14 protein-coding genes are annotated in these 20,725 nt (G+C 59.6%); 7 read left to right on the top strand and 7 right to left on the bottom strand.

From position 1 onward, the window contains the following. Nucleotides 1-95 precede the first annotated feature (95 nt). A complete protein-coding gene (gabD, locus tag IEX44_RS11230) occupies nt 96-1,550 on the bottom strand; it encodes an NADP-dependent succinate-semialdehyde dehydrogenase (RefSeq protein ID WP_308423798.1) in 1,455 nt (484 codons plus the stop codon). A gap of 663 nt (nt 1,551-2,213) precedes the next feature. Beyond that, complete coding sequence (locus IEX44_RS11225; RefSeq protein WP_188693335.1) at nt 2,214-3,482, bottom strand: 4-aminobutyrate--2-oxoglutarate transaminase; 1,269 nt, start codon at nt 3,480-3,482, stop codon at nt 2,214-2,216. Between the two features lie 188 nt (nt 3,483-3,670). On the opposite strand from IEX44_RS11225, the gene pdxR reads away from it, so the two are divergent. Both pdxR and IEX44_RS11215 read left to right on the top strand, forming a co-directional pair. Next, complete coding sequence (gene pdxR / locus IEX44_RS11220; protein ID WP_188693332.1) at nt 3,671-5,149, top strand: MocR-like pyridoxine biosynthesis transcription factor PdxR; 1,479 nt, start codon at nt 3,671-3,673, stop codon at nt 5,147-5,149. 66 nt (nt 5,150-5,215) lie between these two features. Then, nucleotides 5,216-7,291: a methyl-accepting chemotaxis protein gene (locus IEX44_RS11215; RefSeq protein WP_188693330.1), complete on the top strand. Its 2,076-nt coding sequence runs from the start codon at nt 5,216-5,218 to the stop codon at nt 7,289-7,291. Between the two features lie 70 nt (nt 7,292-7,361). Here the strand turns inward: IEX44_RS11215 and IEX44_RS11210 are convergent, their stop codons facing one another. The 4 genes from IEX44_RS11210 to ypfJ all read right to left on the bottom strand — a co-directional run bounded on the left by IEX44_RS11210 (nt 7,362) and on the right by ypfJ (nt 9,331). Then, entirely contained in the window at nt 7,362-7,553 is a 192-nt protein-coding gene (locus IEX44_RS11210; protein WP_184097004.1) for a hypothetical protein, read from the bottom strand. A gap of 139 nt (nt 7,554-7,692) precedes the next feature. After that, nucleotides 7,693-8,118 carry an alternative ribosome rescue aminoacyl-tRNA hydrolase ArfB gene (gene arfB / locus IEX44_RS11205; RefSeq protein ID WP_229678990.1) on the bottom strand — a complete coding sequence of 142 codons (426 nt, stop codon included), beginning with the start codon at nt 8,116-8,118 and terminating at the stop codon, nt 7,693-7,695. Nucleotides 8,119-8,120: 2 nt separating this feature from the next. Continuing rightward, nucleotides 8,121-8,306: a hypothetical protein gene (locus IEX44_RS11200; protein ID WP_188693328.1), complete on the bottom strand. Its 186-nt coding sequence runs from the start codon at nt 8,304-8,306 to the stop codon at nt 8,121-8,123. Nucleotides 8,307-8,440: 134 nt separating this feature from the next. After that, complete coding sequence (gene ypfJ, locus IEX44_RS11195) at nt 8,441-9,331, bottom strand: KPN_02809 family neutral zinc metallopeptidase (RefSeq protein ID WP_188693323.1); 891 nt, start codon at nt 9,329-9,331, stop codon at nt 8,441-8,443. Nucleotides 9,332-9,509: 178 nt separating this feature from the next. Here ypfJ and rarD point away from each other — a divergent pair, with 178 nt between their 5' ends. The 5 genes from rarD to recD all read left to right on the top strand — a co-directional run bounded on the left by rarD (nt 9,510) and on the right by recD (nt 20,007). After that, entirely contained in the window at nt 9,510-10,412 is a 903-nt protein-coding gene (rarD, locus tag IEX44_RS11190; RefSeq protein WP_188693320.1) for an EamA family transporter RarD, read from the top strand. A 106-nt stretch (nt 10,413-10,518) separates the two neighbouring features. Beyond that, a complete protein-coding gene (locus IEX44_RS11185; RefSeq protein ID WP_188693318.1) occupies nt 10,519-10,854 on the top strand; it encodes a hypothetical protein in 336 nt (111 codons plus the stop codon). Between the two features lie 66 nt (nt 10,855-10,920). Further along, nucleotides 10,921-14,325, top strand: a complete 3,405-nt coding sequence (gene recC / locus IEX44_RS11180) for an exodeoxyribonuclease V subunit gamma (RefSeq protein WP_188693315.1) — start codon at nt 10,921-10,923, stop codon at nt 14,323-14,325. Further along, on the top strand, nt 14,318-18,010 hold the full coding sequence (gene recB, locus IEX44_RS11175) for an exodeoxyribonuclease V subunit beta (RefSeq protein ID WP_188693313.1): 3,693 nt from the start codon (nt 14,318-14,320) through the stop codon (nt 18,008-18,010). Before recC ends, recB begins: the two co-directional genes overlap by 8 nt. Next, nucleotides 18,007-20,007: an exodeoxyribonuclease V subunit alpha gene (gene recD, locus IEX44_RS11170; protein ID WP_188693310.1), complete on the top strand. Its 2,001-nt coding sequence runs from the start codon at nt 18,007-18,009 to the stop codon at nt 20,005-20,007. The genes recB and recD overlap by 4 nt, the downstream gene beginning before the upstream one ends. A gap of 23 nt (nt 20,008-20,030) precedes the next feature. Here the strand turns inward: recD and IEX44_RS11165 are convergent, their stop codons facing one another. Further along, the gene (locus IEX44_RS11165) at nt 20,031-20,339 is read right to left on the bottom strand and encodes a DUF2325 domain-containing protein (RefSeq protein ID WP_188693305.1); all 309 of its coding nucleotides are present in this window, start codon (nt 20,337-20,339) and stop codon (nt 20,031-20,033) included. Nucleotides 20,340-20,725: the final 386 nt, after the last annotated feature.

Here is a 20,725-nt window from a genome sequence, read left to right as displayed (position 1 = left end):
CAGGATTGTGCAGACGTCCGGATAAACAAAATAAAAAAAGAGCAGCCAGCGCTGCTCTTTTTTTTATTTATCAAAACACCTGCCGTCTGTTTACATTACAGGCCAGCCAGGCACAGATATTTGAGTTCAACGTAATCATCAATGCCGTGGTGCGAACCCTCACGACCCAGACCAGACTGTTTGACCCCGCCAAACGGCGCGACTTCAGAAGAAATAATGCCGGCGTTGATACCCACCATGCCGTATTCCAGCGCTTCACCCACGCGGAAAATCCGGCCGATATCGCGCGAGTAAAAATAGCTGGCCAGACCAAACTCCGTGTCATTGGCCATGGCAATGGCTTCTTCTTCGGTGTCGAACTTGAACAACGGAGCCATCGGGCCGAAGGTTTCTTCTTTGGCGACCTTCATGTCTTTGGTGACGCCAGTGATCACAGTTGGCTCAAAGAAAGTTTGACCCAGATGATGACGTCTGCCGCCCAGAATGACTTCAGCCCCCTTGGCGACGGCGTCGGCGATGTGTTCTTCCACCTTGGCGACCGCGTTTTCATCAATCAGCGGGCCTTGTGTCACGCCAGCTTCAAAACCATTGCCCACCTTGAGCTTGCCCACGGCCGCAGCCAGCTTGGCCGCAAAAGCGTCATATACGCCCGCCTGTACCAGCAAACGATTGGCACACACGCACGTTTGACCCGCGTTGCGATACTTGGAGGCGATCGCACCTTCGACAGCGGCATCCAGATCTGCATCATCGAACACGATAAACGGCGCGTTGCCGCCCAGTTCCATCGACAGTTTTTTGACGGTCTCGGCCGATTGCGCAATCAGCTTGCGGCCCACTTCGGTCGACCCGGTGAACGAGAGCTTGCGCACGATCGGGTTGGCGGTCAGCTCGCCCCCGATAGCGTTGGCAGAACCCGTCACCACGCTGAACACCCCTGCCGGCACGCCTGCGCGCTCAGCCAGCACGGCCAGCGCCAATGCCGATAGCGGAGTTTGCGTCGCGGGCTTGAGTACCATCGGGCAACCTGCGGCCAATGCCGGCCCAACCTTGCGGGTAATCATGGCTGACGGGAAGTTCCACGGCGTAATCGCCGCCGTTACGCCAACGGGTTGTTTGATGACGAGGAAACGCCGGTCACTGGCAGGCGCAGGGATGATCTCGCCATCAATGCGGCGGGCTTCTTCCGAGAACCATTCCAGATAGCTGGCGGCGTAGGCGATCTCGCCTTTGGCTTCGGCCAGTGGCTTGCCTTGCTCGGCGGTCAGGATCGTGGCCAGGTCATCCACATTGGCCAGCATCAGGTCATTCCAGCGGCGCAGAATGGTTGCACGTTCTTTGGCGCTTTTCTTGCGCCAGGCCGGCCATGCGGCATTGGCCGCGTCAATGGCACGACGGGTTTCGGCTGCGCCCATCTTGGGGATGGTGGCGATGATTTCGCCGGTGGCCGGGTTGGTCACCGGGATGGATTCTTTGTTGTCTGCGTCTTGCCACTGGCCGTTGATATAGCACTGCTGGCGCAGGAGAGAAGGGTCTTTCAGGTTCATTATCTGGTTCTCCTTAGTGGTATTGGTTCTTTTCCAGGCTGGTTTTGGCCAGCCGAGCATACTTATTCGATGTCGCCTTCTGGCTTGGTGACGCCGATTTCTCAGCGCCTGCGGCGCGGTGTTTTGAATGTCGGGGGTTGCCCGACAGCAAGTGCCTTTCTTTTGGGTCGCCAAAAGAAAGGCACCAAAGAAAAGGCGACCCCTGCGACAGCGCCCACTTCGTGGGTTCCCTGCGCTTCTCGCATCACGTGGGCGGCTGCGGAACTCGGCCTATGGCCTCAAACAGTCCTCGCCGAATTCCCCACGTGCCGCTGCGATGCTCGGCGCAGTCAAGGGGGACAACCGCCAAACCGACTGTGTGCCTGCACTCCTGGTTTTTGCTGTTGCTGTTGGGGTTGCCTTTGATCTTGCAGTTGCTTTTGCCTTTCCTCCCCCGTAAAAGCCAAGCGCCGAAGGAGCGGAGGGAGACCTTAGACTCCCGACCGACTGAGGGGAGCCCGGAGGGACGCCAGGCTGGGGTCGCCTTTCTTTGCTTACTTTCTTTGGCGAAGCAAAGAAAGTAAGGTGGTCCGGGCACCCCCGGGTTGTAAACAACCGCGCCGAAGGCGCTGACAAAACGCCTTCTACCGCCCCAGGCAAACCACCCAGGCTGCAACAATCCCAACATCACGCCTTCTGCAAAGCCTTGGCCAGCTTGGCCAACCCTTCCGCAAACACATCATCCTCAATCGTCAGCGGAAACAAGAACCGCAACACATTCGAATACACCCCGCAAGACAGCAAAATCAACCCATCCTGCAAAGCAATCGTCTGCACGCGCTTGGCAAAATCAGCATCCGGCTCACCCGTTTGCGGGTTGATGAACTCGGCGGCGACCATGGCACCAGGGCCACGCACATCCGCAATCTGTGGCACCACGCTGCGCAACTCATTCAGCGTCGCTTTCAGTTTGTCACCCAGTTGATTGGCGCGTTCCACCAGTTTTTCAGATTCGATCACGTCGATCACCGCATGCGCGGCGGCAATGGCCAGCGGGTTGCCGGCGTAAGTACCGCCCAGACCACCCGGGTTGGGCGCATCCATGATCTCGGCACGGCCCGTCACGGCAGACAGCGGGTAGCCGCCAGCCAGGGATTTGGCCATGGTCATCAGGTCTGGCAGCACATCATAATGATCCATGGCAAACAGCTTGCCGGTGCGGCCAAAACCAGTCTGGATTTCGTCGGCGATCAGCAAGATGCCGTGTTCGTCACAGATCTTGCGCAACGCGCTCATGAACTCGGCCGGGGCAACATAAAAGCCGCCCTCGCCTTGCACCGGTTCCAGAATGATGGCCGCGACGCGCTTGGGATCAATATCGGCCTTGAACAGATCATTCAGTGCCTTCAACGCCATCTTGGTCGTCACGCCATGCAGTTCACACGGGAACGGCGCGTGGTGGATTTCTGACGGGAACGGCCCAAAGCCGACCTTGTACGGCACCACTTTGCCGGTCAGCGCCATGCCCATCATGGTCCGGCCATGAAAACCACCATTGAAGGCGATCACACCGGCGCGGCCCGTGGCGGCGCGGGCGATCTTGATGGCATTTTCCACGGCTTCTGCGCCGGTCGAGAAAAACGCGGTTTTCTTGGCGTGACCACCCGGGGTGAGGGTGTTCAGGCGTTCAGCCAGTGCCACATAGGATTCATACGGCACCACTTGATAACAGCTATGAGTGAAGGCGTTCAGTTGCTCGCCGACCGCGGCGGTGATCTTGGGGTGACAGTGGCCGGTGTTCAGTACAGCAATGCCACCGGCAAAGTCGATATAGCGGTTGCCTTCGACATCCCACAGTTCAGAGTTGCGGGCGCGTTCTACAAAGAACTGCGCCATGACGCCTACGCCACGCGGGGTGGCAGCGTTCTTGCGGGCAAACAGATCAGCATTGGACATGGTCGCGTTTCCAGTGAATTGCGTGTGTTGCGTTGTATGAGGGCCGGCGTGCTATCCAAAACCTGTCTCAGTCTCATGCCGAAACATTTTGGGCAGCTACCCGGCAGTAGCTACGTGGATTGAAACCGAATATATTCAGCTTTGGTTCTGAGCAGAAGAGCCATTTTTTTCCAAACCATGGAGCCACTTTGCGTACCAGCCTGCTTTCTGACTGGCTTGCCCAGCGCCTGGATAAAGCCAGCGCAGAGCCCGCATACCGCCAATTGCAACGCCTGCTGAGAGAAGCCATCCTGGCGCATGAGCTCCCCGCCGGACGCAAGCTGCCGTCTTCGCGCATGTTGTCGATGGAACTGGGTATTGCGCGCAACACCGTCATTCAGGTGTATGAACAACTGGCGGTGGAGGGCTATTTGCTGGCGGGTACCGGCAGCGGCACATTCGTGGCCGACAGCTCACCGGACAGTCAGATCCTGGGCAATGCCGCAACCGATGCCGATGGCGAAACAGGTCGGTTATCGCAGCGCGGACAGCGGCTGGTGGCGTCGGCTGGCGTATCGCGGCGGCAATGGGGTGCATTTGTACCCGGCGTGGCAGATGTCACGCGTTTCCCGGCCGCCGTGTGGAGCCGTTTGCAAGCGCGACATATGCGCAATCCGCAACCAGAACTCTTGAGTTACGCCCCGCCTGGCGGCCACGCCCCGTTGCGGGTAGCCCTGGCCGATTACCTGCGCAATGCGCGTTCCGTGCGCTGCGAACCCGAGCAGATCATCATCACCACCGGCATTCACCAGTCGGTCGATCTGGCCGTGCGGTTGCTGTGTGATCCGGGTGATGAAGTGTGGACAGAAGACCCGTGTTACTGGGGCGTGCGCAGTGTGATGCAGGCCTCCGGCCTGTCTCTCAAACCCATTCCGGTCGATCAGGAAGGCATTTGCCCGTCCGCCGACGATCTGGCCAGGCCGCCGCGCATGATGCTGGTGACGCCTTCCCACCAGTATCCGCTGGGTATGGTGATGAGCCTGGCACGGCGGCGCATGTTGCTGGAATTCGCCCGCCAGCGGGATTGCTGGATTATTGAAGACGATTACGACAGCGAGTTTCGCTATGCCAATCGTCCACTGATGTCGCTGCAAGGTATGGATGACGCCAATCGCGTGATCTACGTCGGCAGCTTTGGCAAGATTCTCTACCCCGGTCTGCGCATTGGTTATCTGGTCGTGCCGCCCGCACTGGCTGAGCCCTTTGCCGTCGCGCTGGCTGAGTTGTATCGCGAAGGGCAGTTGCTACAGCAGGCCGTGCTGGCAGACTTTATCGCCGAAGGCCACTTTGGCGCGCATATCCGCCGCATGCGCAATGTGTATGGTGCCCGGCGTGAAGCCTTGCTGCACGAGATCTCTCGCCGCTTTGGTCAGGATGTCCCGGTCTACGGGGATGAGGCCGGATTGCATCTGGTGGCCTCCCTGCCGGGCCAGGTGAATGACCGCCAACTGGCACATGACGCACTGGCAGCAGGCATCGCCACCCGGCCGTTATCGGGCTACTACAGCCACCCGGATGCCGCGATGCGCGGCTTGTTGCTGGGCTACGCCTGCGTACAGGATGAAGACATCGCGCGACATTTCTCCACACTGGCACGCGTGATGGAAGATCACCTGCAACTTCGCTAAACGCCGCCTAAAGTAAAACGGTTAAACCCATAGAAAACAGGGTACGAACTACACAAGGGGATCAGCATGAGCCAGAGCGCACAGTGGGGGCATTTGCGCACGCGTATCATTGTGGTGGCCGGGGCCGCCATCTTTATCGGCTTTGCCGTCATGGTCGGGTTGCTGGTGAAAATGAGCTACGACAGCGCCCGGCAAAGTGGTTTTGAACTGGCGCAACAACAAGCCAACGGCTATGCGCAAACCGTACAGAACCAGTTAGACCGCACTTTGCTGCTGCCACGGCGTCTGGCGAACGCCATGATGGGGTTGAAAGCGACCGGCAAACCCGATCGCAAAATGGCCGACAACATCATGATGCACATGCTGGATGACGCCCCTGGCGTCACCGGTTTGTGGATGGTGTGGGAACCCAACGCCTTTGATGGCGATGACAACGCCTACCGTCTGGATTGGCCACGGAACGACCCGACCGGTCGTTATATCCCGTACATCATCCGCAAAGACGGCAAGGCTGCGCCGGACAACATGACCGACAGCGCCAAGGTCAAAGAATTTCCCAAGTACCACGATCACCCGGAAACCTACGTACCGGATTACGAAAAACCGGGTTGGGGCGACTTTTATTACGTCCCCAAACAGCGCCAGCGCGACACCATTACCGAGCCCTTCCCCTATGAAGTGGGCACGATCAAGGCACTGGAAAGCTCACTGGTCTATGTGATCAAAGACGAAAGCGGCAAGTTTCTGGGTGTCGCCGCGGCTGACTTGATGCTGGACGACCTGCAAAAAGAACTCTCGGCAGTTCATCCATACGAGACAGGTTACGTCACGCTCTTGTCTGAAGGCGGTTTATATGTGGCCGCCAAGGACCCGGCCGTGCTGGGCAAACCGGTAGAAGCCGGCACACCGTTGGCCGACAAAGTGGGCAAGGTCAAAGCGGGTGAAGACTTCCAGATTGAAGGCAAGGAATACACACATTTCTTCCATGCCATCAAGATCGGCAACACCGGCCAGTTCTGGTCCCTGGGCGTGAGTGTGCCCACCGACGCCATCACAGCGCCGGCTGTGCGCTTGCGTAATATCGCGGTGATCATCGGCATCGTGGCGCTGGTGGTGATTCTGCTGGTGATCTCTGCTGTGGTCACCGCCTTGACCCGACCGCTGAACCGCCTTGCTGGCACCATGGAAGAACTCGCCTCTGGCCAGGGCGACCTGACCGCGCATATCACTGTCACCAATCGCGATGAAATCGGCCAGACCGCAGACGCGTTCAACCGCTTTATCAAGAGCCTGCACGACATGTTTGTGCAGGTGCGCCAGGAAAGCCAGGCGGTATCGCAATCGGCCACCCAACTGGCCAGTTCTGCCGATACGGTCAAGCGTTCATCACAGCAACAGTCTGAAGCATCCAGCGCCACTGCCGCAGGTGTGGAAGAAGTGACCGTCAGCATTCAGCACATTGCCGATACCGCCAATCAGGCTGAAGCGCTAGCCCGTGAGACGGGCGAGCTGACTGAAACCAGCGCGCAAACCGTGCAACAAGTGGCCAGCAATATTGTTAGCGTGACGCAGACCATGAACGCACTGACCGAACGCATGGCCCAATTGGGGCAGCGCTCGCAAGAAGTCAGCATCATTGTCAAAGTGATTACCGATATTGCCGAACAGACCAACCTGCTGGCGCTTAATGCGGCCATTGAAGCCGCGCGCGCTGGTGATGCCGGCCGGGGTTTTGCCGTGGTGGCCGACGAGGTGCGCAAACTGGCTGCCCGTACAGGTGAGGCCACGCACGAGATCACCAATATCGTGAATGCAATCCGTACCGATACGCAGGAGGCCATCACCAATGTCAACAGTACCCGCGATCAGGTGGTCAGCAGTGTCAGCGTGACCGAAGAAGCCAACAGCACGATGCTGCAGGTCAGCAATCACACTGGCGATCTGGTTACCCGCATGGTCGATATTGCCGCAGCCACGCGCGAACAGTCGTCCGCCAGCGTGGACATTGCACAGAACGTTGAGCGCATCAGCAATATGGCGCAGGGGAACGGGCATGTGGTGGACGAAATGGCCGCCTCGGTCAAACGGCTGAATGAACTGGCTGCCAATCTGGAGCGGCTGGTCGGCAACTTCCGGTTGTAGGCCTGGTTGCCCACAAATAAAAAGCCGGTCTGGCATTGCTGCCGACCGGCTTTTTTATCTCGACCTGAATTCAGGCGCTCGCATCTGGCTGCGCGTCATCCTTCTTTTCTTCCAGCACTTCTTCCAGCTTTTCTGCACCTTTGAACCCGGCGACAGCGGCAATGCCCTTGGTCAGCAAACCCGCATCCGGGTCAACTTTTTCAGTGGCTTCAACTGCGGCCACTGCGCCTGCAATTTCGCCAATCGTGTCCAGAATACCCATGATCAAGCCCTCATCGTCATTGAACGTGATTTACCACTGCTTGTGAAAAGGAATATTGGATTATGTGCGGTCGAGTGCTATTGCTGATTGTACTTGCAGGTCAGGACAGCAGAACATTGCCGCGCCAGACGGTCAAGGTTCAGAAATCGACCTTGCCACGCAGCGCCTTGACCTGACCGCGCTGCACTTTCTGGTCAGTTCGTTTACGGCGGGCGCTGTAACTGGGTTTGGTGGCATAACGGGCTTTAGGCACCACGCCGGCATCATGAATCAACGTCACCAACCGGGCGATGGCGGCTTCGCGGTTCATATCCTGACTGCGATATTCCTGCGCCTTGATTACGATCACACCTTCCTGGGTGATCAGGTGATGGCTCATGGCTAGCAGGACGGCCTTGTAATGCTCCGGCAGGCTGGAGGCGCGGATATCAAAGCGCAGATGAATGGCGCTGGAGGTTTTGTTGACATGCTGACCACCCGCGCCTTGCGCACGGATGGCCGTGATGGTGTATTCATCGTGCCCGATCGACACCCGGGCAGTAATGGGTAAACGCGGGCTGCTCACCGTTACTTGCTGGCGTCGTCGATCTGTTTGCGGGCGGCATCGTCTTGTTGCAGCACCGTACTTTCAACCCCCTTGGCTTTCTCCAGATCCTTGCGCGCTTCTGGCGCAATTTTCGGGGCGTCAGGTGAAGGGCCGCAGGCGGCCAGCGCCGCAACGACAGCAGTACACAACAGCAGGGTTTTGAACATGGTAGTTATCCGGTCATCAAGGGACTGATTCGGCAGGGTGGCTTCACCCTGCGCAGATCATTACCTTACCCGAGTGCGACGCTGCCTGGCAAAACGGCCATCGCAGCAGGCGTGCCACAAGGCGGTTAGCCGGATCAAAGTTGCTTGGCCGTGAACGTGTTGCATTCGTCCACGCTGCCCGTATCAAAACCCTTGCGGAACCAGCGCTGACGCTGTTCCGACGTCCCGTGCGTGAAGGAGTCCGGGGCAACACTGCGCCCGGCGTTGCGCTGCAGCGTGTCATCGCCAATGGCATTGGCAGCAACCAGTGCTTGTTCCATATCTTTGCCATCCACCAACTGACGTTGCTCGGCATCATGCCCCCAGACGCCAGCGAAGCAATCCGCCTGGAGTTCCAGCCGGACCGACAATGCGTTGGCACCCACCTTTCCAACATTGGTTTGGCGTTCTTGCACTTTGGCCGAAATCCCCAACAGGTTTTGCACATGATGGCCAACTTCATGCGCGATCACATAAGCCTCTGCAAACTGGCCGGGTGCGCCAAAACGGGTATTGAGTTCGTCAAAGAAGTCACGATCCAGATAAAGCTTGCTGTCCATGGGGCAATAGAACGGACCCACTGCCGACGTGGTGTAACCGCAGCCAGAATTGACCGATCCACGAAACAACACCAGTGTGGGTGGCCGATAGGTACGGCCGGATGCCTTGAAAATACGGCCCCATGTATCTTCGGTGTCGCCCAGCACTTTGGCCACGAACACCTTGCCCGGATCATTCGGGTTCACCGGGCGCGCGGGCACTTGCTGCTGTTGAACCTGTGGCGCACCACCGCCCGATAATTGCGAGATCAAACCCAGCATTTCCAGCGGGCTTTTGCCAAACAGCATGCCCACCGCCACCACAGCGATAATCCCGCCGATCCCCAGCCGCAAACCACCCCCTCCAAAGCCACCACCACCGCCTCCGCCGCTACTGCTTTCGCGATCTTCGACGTTGCTGCTCTCGCGCATGTCATTCCAGCGCATGATGTGTCACTCCTGTGCGATTGTTGGATGTTCTATTGGCTGGAGCATAGCCGCCACCATGCCCCCTGGCGATAGCGCTACGGCGGAAAACTGGCGGACGGCCGACATGCTCGAAAGCCTCGATAGCCGCCCGCACTGCCAAACTGCTAGCATGCCGGCTCGTTCAAGAGGTGTTTCAATGCTTTCCGGCCGCGGTGTCGTCTTTTCTGCCAGTGCTTCCATCATTTTTGCCACGTTGGGCTGGTATTCCACACTGTTGCGCCCGCTCGACGGGATGGCCATTGTGGCCTGGCGTATCGTCTGGACAGTCCCCGCCATGCTCGTGGCCTTGATGCTGCTGGGTCAGATCGGGCGCTTCAAGGCCTTACTGGGCCGCTTCAAGCGTGAACCGCGCTTGTGGTGGGTCGTACCGCTGGCTGCATTCTTGATGTTCATCCAGCAATGGATCTTCATGTGGGCACCGCAAGCAGGCCGGCTGATGGAGGTCTCGCTCGGCTATTTCCTGCTTCCGCTGGTGATGGTGCTGGTCGGCTTTGTGTTCTACCACGAGCGACCTGGCCGCCTGCAATGGCTCGCCGTCGCCTTCGCCGCCGCCGGCGTCATGCATGAACTCTGGCTGACCCGCGCATTTTCCTGGGTCACGCTGATCACTGCGGTGGGCTACCCGCCCTACCTGATGCTGCGCCGCTGGATCAAACTTGATCCGGTTGCCGGCTTTTTGCTGGAAGTGCTCTGCATTGTGCCGTTTGTAGTGTGGTATCTGCTGACCCACGCCGATTCAACCCAGGCACTCATCACCAAACCGGCGCTCTGGGGCATGCTGCCGTTACTGGGCATCATGACCGCCGCCGCCTTCGCACTCTACCTGGCAGCCAGCAAGCTGCTGCCCATGGGCGTCCTGGGCATTCTGGGGTATGTGGAACCCGTGCTGCTGTTCTTTATCTCTATCCTGTTTTTGGGTGAACCCTTCACCATGGCCGGGTTAGGAACGTATGTGCCGATCTGGATCGCGGTACTGCTGACCTGCGGACATAGCGCGCTCACCTTGCAGCGCCAACGCAGCACCGCGCCGCCAGTCTGAACGACGTCTGCCGTCCCGCAGCCCACACCGTAGTCTTGTCAAAAAGCAGATTGCAGCCGTATCGCGACATGCCAGACTAAGTCAGAGACGATCCGGACCCACCACCATGCCGCGCTTTCTGCTCCCGCTTTGCCTTGCCCTGCTCTGTGCCACCGCCCATGCCGACCAGCGCTACACGTGGGCCTGCCATGACAGCCACGGCAAAACGCCACCTGGCAAGACGGTTGCCGCCATTCTGGCCCCCGGTCAGCGGCATTTCGTCCTGGGTGAAGATGGCCCGACCCGGCAGTTGATCGGCGTGAAACAAGCCGGCGTGTGCAGCACCGCCACACTGATAGTGGGTGGTACGCACTACGATTGCGTCCCGGCTCGCCCGGTCGATGGCCAAGGCCGGCCAGGTGCCCCCGTCAAACGCACGGATTGCGACGCAGCCGGCCAATAAGCATCGCAGTCTTTGGTACACTGACGCTCATCCCCGCCCCGATCCCAGAGCGCACGCATCCCACTCATGACTGAACAGTTCACACCTGGTTTGCTGGTGCTGCATGGCAACCGGCTAGAAGACTTGCGTACCACGGTTTTCAGCTGGATGACCGCTCACCCGCTGGCGCCACTGGAAGAAGAAATTCTGTTGGTCCAGAGCAATAGCATTGCCGAGTGGCTCAAGCTGTCCTTGGCCCAGGAAACCGGGATCAGCGCCGCAGCATCGGTACAGTTGCCATCACAATTTCTATGGCGCACGTATCGCAAAATGCTGGGACCGGTGGCAGTGCCGCCCGTATCACCACTGGATAAATCTCCGCTCGCCTGGCGCTTGATGCGCATCTTGCCCACGCATCTGGCGGAACCCCATTTCGCGCCGCTGCGGCAGTTCCTGCACGACAACGATGCAGGTCGCTTGTGGCAACTGGCGCAAAAGCTGGCAGACCTGTTCGACCAGTACCAGGTGTACCGTGCCGACTGGCTGACTGACTGGGCGGCCGGGCGCGATCAATTGCGCCGGGCAGATAGCAGCCTCACGCCGCTACAGGAAGACCAGCGCTGGCAAGCCGCACTGTGGCGGGCCTTGCTGGCTGATGTACCTGAAAACCTGCGCCAGACCAGCCGCGATGCGATCCACACGCGGTTTATCGAAGCCGTACAACGCGGCGATGCGCCGGTCAGCCCGTTGCCGCGCCGCGTCGTGCTGTTTGGCGTCTCTGCCCTGCCCATGCAAACCCTGCACGCGCTAGCGGCACTGGCCGAACGCTGTCAGGTCATTCTGGCCGTGCCTAATCCGTGTCAGTTCCATTGGGCCGATATCATTGACGGCCGCGAATTATTGCGCGCGGCACGCCGCCGGCATGGTTTGCGTGGCGGCGTAGATTTGTCGCGTCTGCAGCTTGCAGAAATGCACACCCAAAGCAATCCGTTACTGGCGGCCTGGGGCCGCCAGGGGCGGGACTTTGTGCGCATGCTGGATGAATTTGATGACGCCCTCGCCGCACAACAACGCTTTCCCGATACCCGCATAGACCTGTTTGATGACAACCCAGGCGCCACCATGCTGGCGCAGGTCCAGGCGCGCATCCGTGATTTGCAAGCACCAGACGGTGAACAGACTCCGGTGAACGACGCTGATCGATCCATTATCTTTCATGTCGCCCACAGCGCCCAGCGTGAGGTGGAAATCCTGCACGATCAATTACTGGACTTGTTTGCCCAGGTTGATCCGCAAGCACAGCTCACCCCGCGCGATATCGTGGTCATGGTGCCGGATATCGAAACGTTCGCACCGGCGATTGAGGCTGTTTTCGGTCAATACGAGCGCAATGATCCGCGCTTTATTCCGTGGCTGATTGCAGACCAGAAGAACCGTGGCATCAACCCCTTGCTTAAAGCATTGGAGTGGCTGCTGCGCTTGCCTGAACAGCGCTGCCGCCTCTCTGAAGTACGTGATCTGTTTGATGTCCCCGCGCTGGCACGCAGGTTTGGTGTTACCGAGGCCGATCTGGAACGGTTGGCACAGTGGAGCGTGGGCGCTGGAGTCCGCTGGGGCTTGTCTGGCGAACAACGTGCGCAACTGGGGCTGGCTGCGGTGGGCGAACAGAACTCCTGGTTGTTTGGCCTGCGCCGCATGTTGCTGGGCTTTGCCAGCGGGGATGACGCCCCGTTTGCGGGCATCGAACCGTATGGCGAAGTAGGCGGCCTTGATGCCGCAGTCGCCGGTTCTCTGGCCGCACTGGTAGAACAACTGATTCAATGGAGCGCAGCGCTGCAACAACCGCGTACGCCAGGAGAATGGAGCGAAGCCGGCCGAGCACTGCTGGCAGCGTTTTTTGAATCTGCCAATGATAGCGAACGGTTAACGCTGATCGCCATCGATACCGCGTTGCAGCGCTGGCTGCACGCCTGCGAGCTCGCCGGCTACGTCGATGCGATATCACTGCCCGTGTTGCGTGAAGCGTGGCTGGGCCAGGTGGATGAACCGACATTGGACAAACGCTTTCTGGCGGGTGGTGTCACCTTCTGTACCTTGCTGCCCATGCGTGCCATCCCCTTCCAGGTGGTGTGTCTGCTGGGCATGAACGATGGCGACTACCCACGCCAGAATCAGCGTGCTGATTTTGACCTGCTGGCCACGGCCGGCCAGTACCGGCCGGGGGATCGCTCTCGGCGGGACGATGACCGTTACCTGATGCTCGAGGCGCTACTGGCCGCGCGGCGCCAGTTATACATCAGTTGGGCCGGCCATAGCCCGCGTGATAACAGCGAGCAACCCGCGTCAGTGTTGGTGTCACAATTTCGGGATTACCTGGCTTCCAATTGGCAAGAAGGTGCAGTGGAACGACTGACCACGCACCACCCCTTGCAACCGTTTAGCCGGCGTTATTTTGAAGGCGGCCAGTTGCATACCTGGGTGCGCGAATGGCGTGATGCGCATCAACTGAGTGCCATTGAAACGCCCCGTTCCCCCGCAGACAATGCGCCGGAAACCCGCAAGCAAGTCACCCTCTCTTTGTTGCGGCAGTTTCTGGCCAACCCGGTCAAAGTATATTTCCAGGAAGTATTGCAGGTGCGTTTCGAAGATCTGGCACTGGTCGAAGACAACGAAGAACCCTTTGTGCTTGATGGCCTGCAAACCTGGCAAATGGTGGCGCAATGGCTGGATCAGGCCAGCGCTGTGCCAGACCCGGCCGCCCTGGAGCACGCTGCCCTTCGCGCAGGTCGCAGTGGTGAATTGCCCATCGGCCCCATGGGCGAGCGCACGCAAACCGCATTGATGGCGCAAGTGCAACCCATGTGGGCGCACTGGCTAGCGTTGACTGCAGACTGGCCCGATGACGCTCCCCGCATTTTGCTGCAAACCAGCCATGCCGGCATCACGCTGGAAGACTGGCTGGATGGCCTGCGCCAGTGCGGCGATCAAACGGCCTGGCTGATGCTCAGCCCCGGCAACCTGACCCGCAAGGGCCAACCGCGCGCTGACAAACTGTTGTTGGCCTGGTTGCGTCAGCTGGTGACCGCAGCTGCAGGCATCCGCATGACGGGTTTGATTGTCGCGCGCGATGCGGTGCTCACCCTGGGGCAGCCAGACGCCGCCCTTGCGCGTGAAACGCTAGACCAGATCCTGGCTGTCTGGGCGCAAGGCATGGCGCAACCATTGCCCTTTGCCGTCGCTACTGCGCTGGCTGCCCTTGCTGAAAACGGCAAGCCCGCTGAGGTCTACGAAGGCACCGGCATGATGGGGATTTCACCCGAATCTGCCGAGCCCTGCCTGGCGCGCATCTGGCCGGATTTCGCCACATTAAGCCAGGATGGCCGCTTCCAGCAGTACGCCGAAATACTCTTTGCGCCATTGGCCCAATGGGCGGCCGAACAGATCAGTGTGGCGCCGTGGGGCAGTGAAGACGAGGAGGCCGACCATGTCTGAAGCCAACCGTCTGCAAGCCATTTCATTTCCGCTTTATGGCAGCCGCCTGATCGAGGCCAGCGCCGGTACCGGCAAAACCTGGACGATTGCCGCACTGTATATCCGGCTGATCCTGGGTCATGGTGGCACCAATGCATTCGTCACGCCGTTATTGCCGGCGCAGATACTGGTCATGACGTTTACCCGTGCGGCCACACGAGAGTTGTCTGACCGTATCCGCGCCCGTTTGCTGCAGGCAGCACGGTGTTTCCGGGATGAAGAACAGCCCGCAGCACAGGACATCTTTTTGCAAGAGGTGCTGGCCAGCTATGACGACGCCACCGTGCGCAGCGAGGCCGCCCACAGATTGGCCATGGCCGCCGACGCCATGGACGACGCAGCCGTGTTCACCATTGATGCCTGGTGTCAGCGCATGCTGCGCGAGCACGCCTTCGACAGTGGCAACCTGTTCAATGAATCGCTATTGCAAAACGAGGATGAACTGCTGCTGGACGCCACCCGTGACTATTGGCGTGAGCATGTCTACCAACTGGATGCACTGTGTGTCGAGGCCATTCTGGATGTCGCGCCGACACCTGCCCGGCTGGCCAGGCGGTTGGCCGATCTCTTGCGTATGGATGAACGCCCGGCTCCGCAGCCTGGTTTTTTTGAGACTTTGCGCGACACCACGATGGAAGTCGCACAGCTGGAAAACGCCACCCGCGCGGCCTGGCTGGCAGCGGATGAGCGCCTCCAACAGGTGTGGGAAGATGCCTTTAACGAAGGCTGGTTGAACAACCGCAAATATACCCACGCCAACAGTCCGTTTGCTGAACGCCTGCAAGCAGTGCGCGCCTGGGCGGCGGGCGGGACTGCCACCGGCAAATTGCTGGAAACGTGGTTGCCCAGCATGGTGCCGACGGACGAACACTTTAAAAAAACCACGAGCGCTGCACAGCGCGCGCTGCTGGAACACCCGTGGCAAGCGCATCTGTTACGCTGGCTGGAAGCACGCAAATCCTTGCCCGCGCTGCGTGCCGGGTTGTTGATCCATGCTGCTGACTGGGTGGCCCAGCGCATGAGCCAGCTCAAAAAACAGCAAGGCGTCTATAGCTTTGCGGACATGCTGCAGCGCCTGGATCACGCCCTCTCCGGGCCTAACGGCGCCACGCTGCGCGAACGCATTCTGGCGCAATATCCGGTCGCGCTGATTGATGAATTCCAGGACACCTCGCCCCGTCAGTACCGTATTTTTGATCAACTCTACCGGGCCGCAGATAACAACCCGGCACACGCACTGTTGCTGATTGGCGACCCCAAACAGTCCATTTACGGTTTTCGTGGCGCGGATATTCACAGCTATTTGCAAGCACGCCGGGCAACGGCTGGCCGCCACTACGTGCTCGATACCAATTTCCGCTCCACCGCCGGCCTGGTGCGGGGCGTAAACCGGCTGTTCGAGTTTGCAGAACAGGCTTTTGAGCAAGGCGCATTCCGCTTTCGGGTGGGGGACGACAACCCGCTGCCGTTTGAATCCGTCAACGCTGCTGGCCGTGCAGAACAACTGGTACACGACCGCGGTGCGGTGCCCCCCGTCACCATCTGGCACGGGAATGAGAAACTCCCCGGCAAGCTGTATCAGCAACACTTTGCCGGGCTGTGCGCAGAGGAAATCGTCACGCTGCTCAATGACCCGACAACTGGCTTTTCCGCCAATGGCAGCACACGAAGACTGGAACCGGCGGACATCGCCATTCTGGTTAGATCTGGTAAAGAAGCCGCAGTAGTCCGTCGCGCCTTACAGCAACGCGGCGTCGCCAGTGTGTATCTGTCTGACTCCGATTCGGTATTCGACAGTCCGGAGGCAGCTGATCTCTTGCGCTGGCTGATTGCCGTCGCCGACCCGTTAGATGGCCACCGCGCACGAGCGGCCTGGGCCACCGCCATGGCCAATCTGGATTTGCCGACGCTGACCCGGCTGGCCAGCGATGATCTGGAATGGGAAAAACGGCTGGAAACGCTCAAGGACTTGCGCCAGCGCTGGAAGCGTTACGGCGTGCTGGCCATGGTGCGCGATCTTCTTCATACGCTGCGGCTGCCGGCCAGGCTTCTCGCCCCGCTGCAAGTTGCATCCGCAAATGCCGGCGCCTTTGCGGGAGCCCCGGCCAAGGGTGGGGGCGAACGCCGCCTGACCAATCTGCTACACCTGGCCGAACTACTGCAACATGCCAGCCAGCAACTGGAAGGCGAGCAGGCACTGATCCGTTGGTTTGCCGAACAGATTACCGGCACACGCGAGTCTGGCGATGAAAAGATCGTCCGGCTGGAAAGCGACGCGGACCTTGTCAAAGTAGTCACGGTGCACAAATCCAAAGGCCTGGAATACGCATTGGTGTTCATGCCATTTGCTACGACGTGGTTTGAGGGGAGAGATGCGACAGTCATCCGCTACCTCGACGCGGCGGGCCAGCCACAGCTGGATTTCGATCAAACCGACCATGCCAGGGCTGCCGCTGATATCGCTCGTCTACAAGAAGACTTGCGCCTGTTCTACGTGGCCACCACCCGTGCCCGCCACGCATTGTGGCTGGGGGTGAATGAATTCCTCTCAGGGCGCAGCCCGCGGTTGCAACGCAGTGCAATCGGTTATCTGCTGGCTGGCGGCAAAGCATTGTCAGAGCTTGATCTGGCGGAAGCCTTGCAGCAGTTGAAGGGCGAGACGCCCGAGATCACGCTGCAAGCCATCCCCCCAGATGAACCACCGCTCACGCGTATGGCACCTCGAGACAACGCAGCGCCCCTGGTTGAGGTGTCGTTCTATCAGGGTCAGATCGACACGCGCTGGCAGATCGCCAGTTTCTCGGGCCTGATCCGTGACATGCAACACGCCGCATTGGCCGCCCCGGAAACCGCGCGCGACGAAACCTTGCAAGAAGCCGCTGAAAACAATCCGGGCCCTCTTCAGGGTGCAACGGATGAAGCGCCATGGCACCAGTTTCCGCGGGGTGCGCTACCCGGCACCTTGCTGCATGACCAACTGGAATGGCTTGCCAGTGAAGGCTTTGCTCTGGTTGATCGCGCACCCGAAGAGTTTGCCGAGCGCCTCGGGCGCCGCTGTGAACGACTAGGCTGGGCCAACCGCAAGACCGAGGTGACGCGCTGGCTGAGCGAGCTGGCCCGTACGCCATTACAACCCATCAACACGCCGTTGACCGCGCTCACGAACATCCTGCCGGAAATGGAATTCTGGTTCCCGAACGAACAGATCTCCAGCCAGAGCATCGACGCACTCTGCACGAGGCATTTGCTGGGCGGGCAACCCCGTCCACACCTGGCCGAGCGTGAGCTGCGAGGCATGATCAAAGGCTATTGCGATCTCGTGTTCGAACACGAGGGCCGCTACTGGATTCTGGATTACAAATCCAACGCATTGGGCGCAGGTGACGCCGATTACACGATTGATGCGCTAGAACGTGCCATGGCTGCTCACCGCTACGACGTGCAAGCTGCGCTCTACATGCTCGCATTGCACCGGCTACTGCAACAGCGGCTGGGCCCGCGCTACCGGCCACAAGAACACCTTGGAGGCGCCATTTACCTCTTTATGCGCGGAATCAAGGGACCACAGCGCGGCAGTTATGTGGTGCCTGCGGATCTGGCCTTGCTGGAACAACTTGATCACGCCATGCGGGAGGTTCAGCCATGATCCGGCGAGTCGATACATTAAGCGGCGATCTGTTCGCCGATGAATCCGCCGTGAGCATTGATCGAGCCACGTTGTTTGAACACCTGGCGTACTGGACCAGCCAAGGCTGGCTGCGCCAACTGGATAGCGCGTTCGCCCGCTTTCTGGCTGACCTTGACCCACAAGCCAGCCCCACGGTATTGCTGGCAGCAACATTACTGGCACATATGGAAGGCCGCGGTCACAGCTGCTTGATGCTCGACGACCTGGTGAGCGATCCAGCGACCTTGCTGGCCTGGCCCGTGGCGGGCTTGAATGCCTGGCAAACCATCGCCCCGGCGATGCCAGCTCACATTGCTGACTGGCAAGCCGAACTGACCCGCAGCACCGTCGTTACCACCACACCGAACGCCAGCAATGCACCACTGGTTCTGGCAGGGTCGCGGCTTTATCTGCGCCGTTATTACGGCTATGAACAGCAGGTCGCTGCGGCCGTACGCCAGCGCACTGCACATGCCGTGAGCGAGCAGGACGCCCTGGTACGGCAATGGTTGAGTCAACTATTTGATAGCGATCCAGCCATCCAGCCAGACTGGCAAAAAATGGCGTGTGCCATCGGCACGCGTGGACAACTGGCCATTGTCACCGGAGGCCCGGGCACGGGTAAAACCTATACTGTCGCGCGTTTGCTGGCGCTTTTGCTGGCTACGGCTGACCACCCGGAAACCTTGCGTGTCGCACTGGCGGCGCCCACCGGCAAAGCGGCGGCACGACTCAAACAATCCATTGATGGCGCCTTGCAGGAATTACAGCAAAAAGTAGGTGCCGACCTGCCACTGACGGCGTTTGCCGAACGGGTCGGTGCCGCCCGTACCTTGCATAGTCTGCTGGGCGCACGACCAGATACACGCAAGTTTCGCCACCATGCCGGTAATCCACTGGAAGTGGATGTACTGATTGTCGATGAAGCATCGATGATCCATCTGGAAATGATGGCTGCCTTGCTTGATGCCCTGCCCGCCCACGCCCGCTTGATTCTGTTGGGCGACAAAGACCAGCTGGCCTCCGTCGAAGCCGGCGCCGTGCTGGGCGATTTATGCCGGGAGGCCGAGGCCGGCCGCTATACCCAGGAGACGGCCGATTTCGTGGCGCGAAGCACAGGACAGACGCTGCCTGCGCAATACTTTGGTCCTGGCAGTGCCCTGGCGCAACAAACGGTCATGCTGCGGGTCAGCCGCCGGTTTGGTGGTCCGATCGGCCAGTTAGCGCTGGCCGTCAACCGGGGCGACACCCCTGGTGCACGGGCGGTTCTGACAGGTCATGATGCGGCGGTGCAATGGCGCAACCGCGCTGGCCCGCAAGATGTCGTTGAACTTGCATTGAGTGGCCGTGCCGGCGCGCCAGGTGGCTACGCCAGTTATCTGGGCGTGGTGAAACAACGATCGCAACAGCATGCCGATCATGAAACCTGGGTGCGCGCAGTATTGACGGCATTTGAGCGTTTTCGTGTGCTCTGTGCGGTACGCGAGGGCGACTGGGGCGTGGCCGGGCTCAACAAAGCCATTGAGGCTGAACTGGCGCGTCATGACTGGCTACCTCGCCATCGCGGTGAGTGGTACGCCGGCCGCCCGGTGATGATCACCCGCAACGACCCGGGGATGAAGGTCTACAACGGCGACATCGGCATCGCCCTGGCCGACCCGGCCACGGATGCACTACGGGTGTATTTTCTGGATGGTCAGGAAATCCGCTCGGTACTCGCTAGCCGGTTGGCGGATGTCGAAACCGCTTTTGCCATGACCGTGCACAAATCTCAGGGCTCCGAGTTTGAACATACCGTGCTGGCACTACCAATAGATGCCGGGCAGATCCTGACGCGGGAACTGGTCTACACCGGCATTACCCGCGCCCGCCAATACTTCACGCTGGTCACCGCCAACCCACAAGGATTTGAGGACGCGCTGGGCCGGCAAACGCGCCGGGCAAGTGGCTTGCACGAAGGGCTGGCCGGGCGCTGAAGCGCGCTCCTGACGGCCCGTTTTTACGGGTGCTGGTGAACAGCAGCCCGCTGCAACACCGGTAGCAGCGATTGCTCCAGATCGCATACCGAACGGCGGCAGGCCACAAAACGGATATTGTTTTGCGTGGCCAGCTGCCGGTAATTGCGCATGACATTGTGGCCCATGAAATCCGTGAACAGAATGATCAAATCCGCCCCGCGCGCGCTGGTCGGCTTGCGCTGATGCGATGCATCGCGCCCACTCAGATGCGCGGCGATGCGAATCCCGTAACGGTCCAGCAATTGCGGGATATTGCCGAGGCGATCCGCCCCGATCAGATAAGCATTCATGTGCCCCCCTTTTCGTCGCCCTGTGATGGTGGGCGTGAGATCAAGGTAGCACTGAGCATTAAATAACAATAAAGAATATTATGTTAGATTTTTATAACTTTTAAATTCTTTCGTGTACTGATGCGTATTTCAAAGCACCCCCTCCTGCACACAAACGGTTTGCGGGGTTGGGGTTGGGGTTGCTCTTGACTTGCCTCCCCTTTGGCAGTGCCGAGCATCGCAACGGGGTCCGGGGTTTCGGTGAGGGGTGTCTGAGGCCACAGGCCGAGTTCCCGAGCCTGCCGGACCACGCGAGAAGCGCAGGGAACCCCGCAGGGGCGCTGCCGTAGGGGTTGCCTTTTCTTTGGCCACTTTCTTTTGGCAACCCAAAAGAAAGTGGCTTGCTG

Source organism: Silvimonas amylolytica, assembly GCF_014645555.1.
Lineage (GTDB): Bacteria > Pseudomonadota > Gammaproteobacteria > Burkholderiales > Chitinibacteraceae > Silvimonas > Silvimonas amylolytica.
The sequence above is the reverse complement of the archived record's forward strand: the minus strand, read 5'-3'. Positions and strand labels throughout refer to the sequence as shown.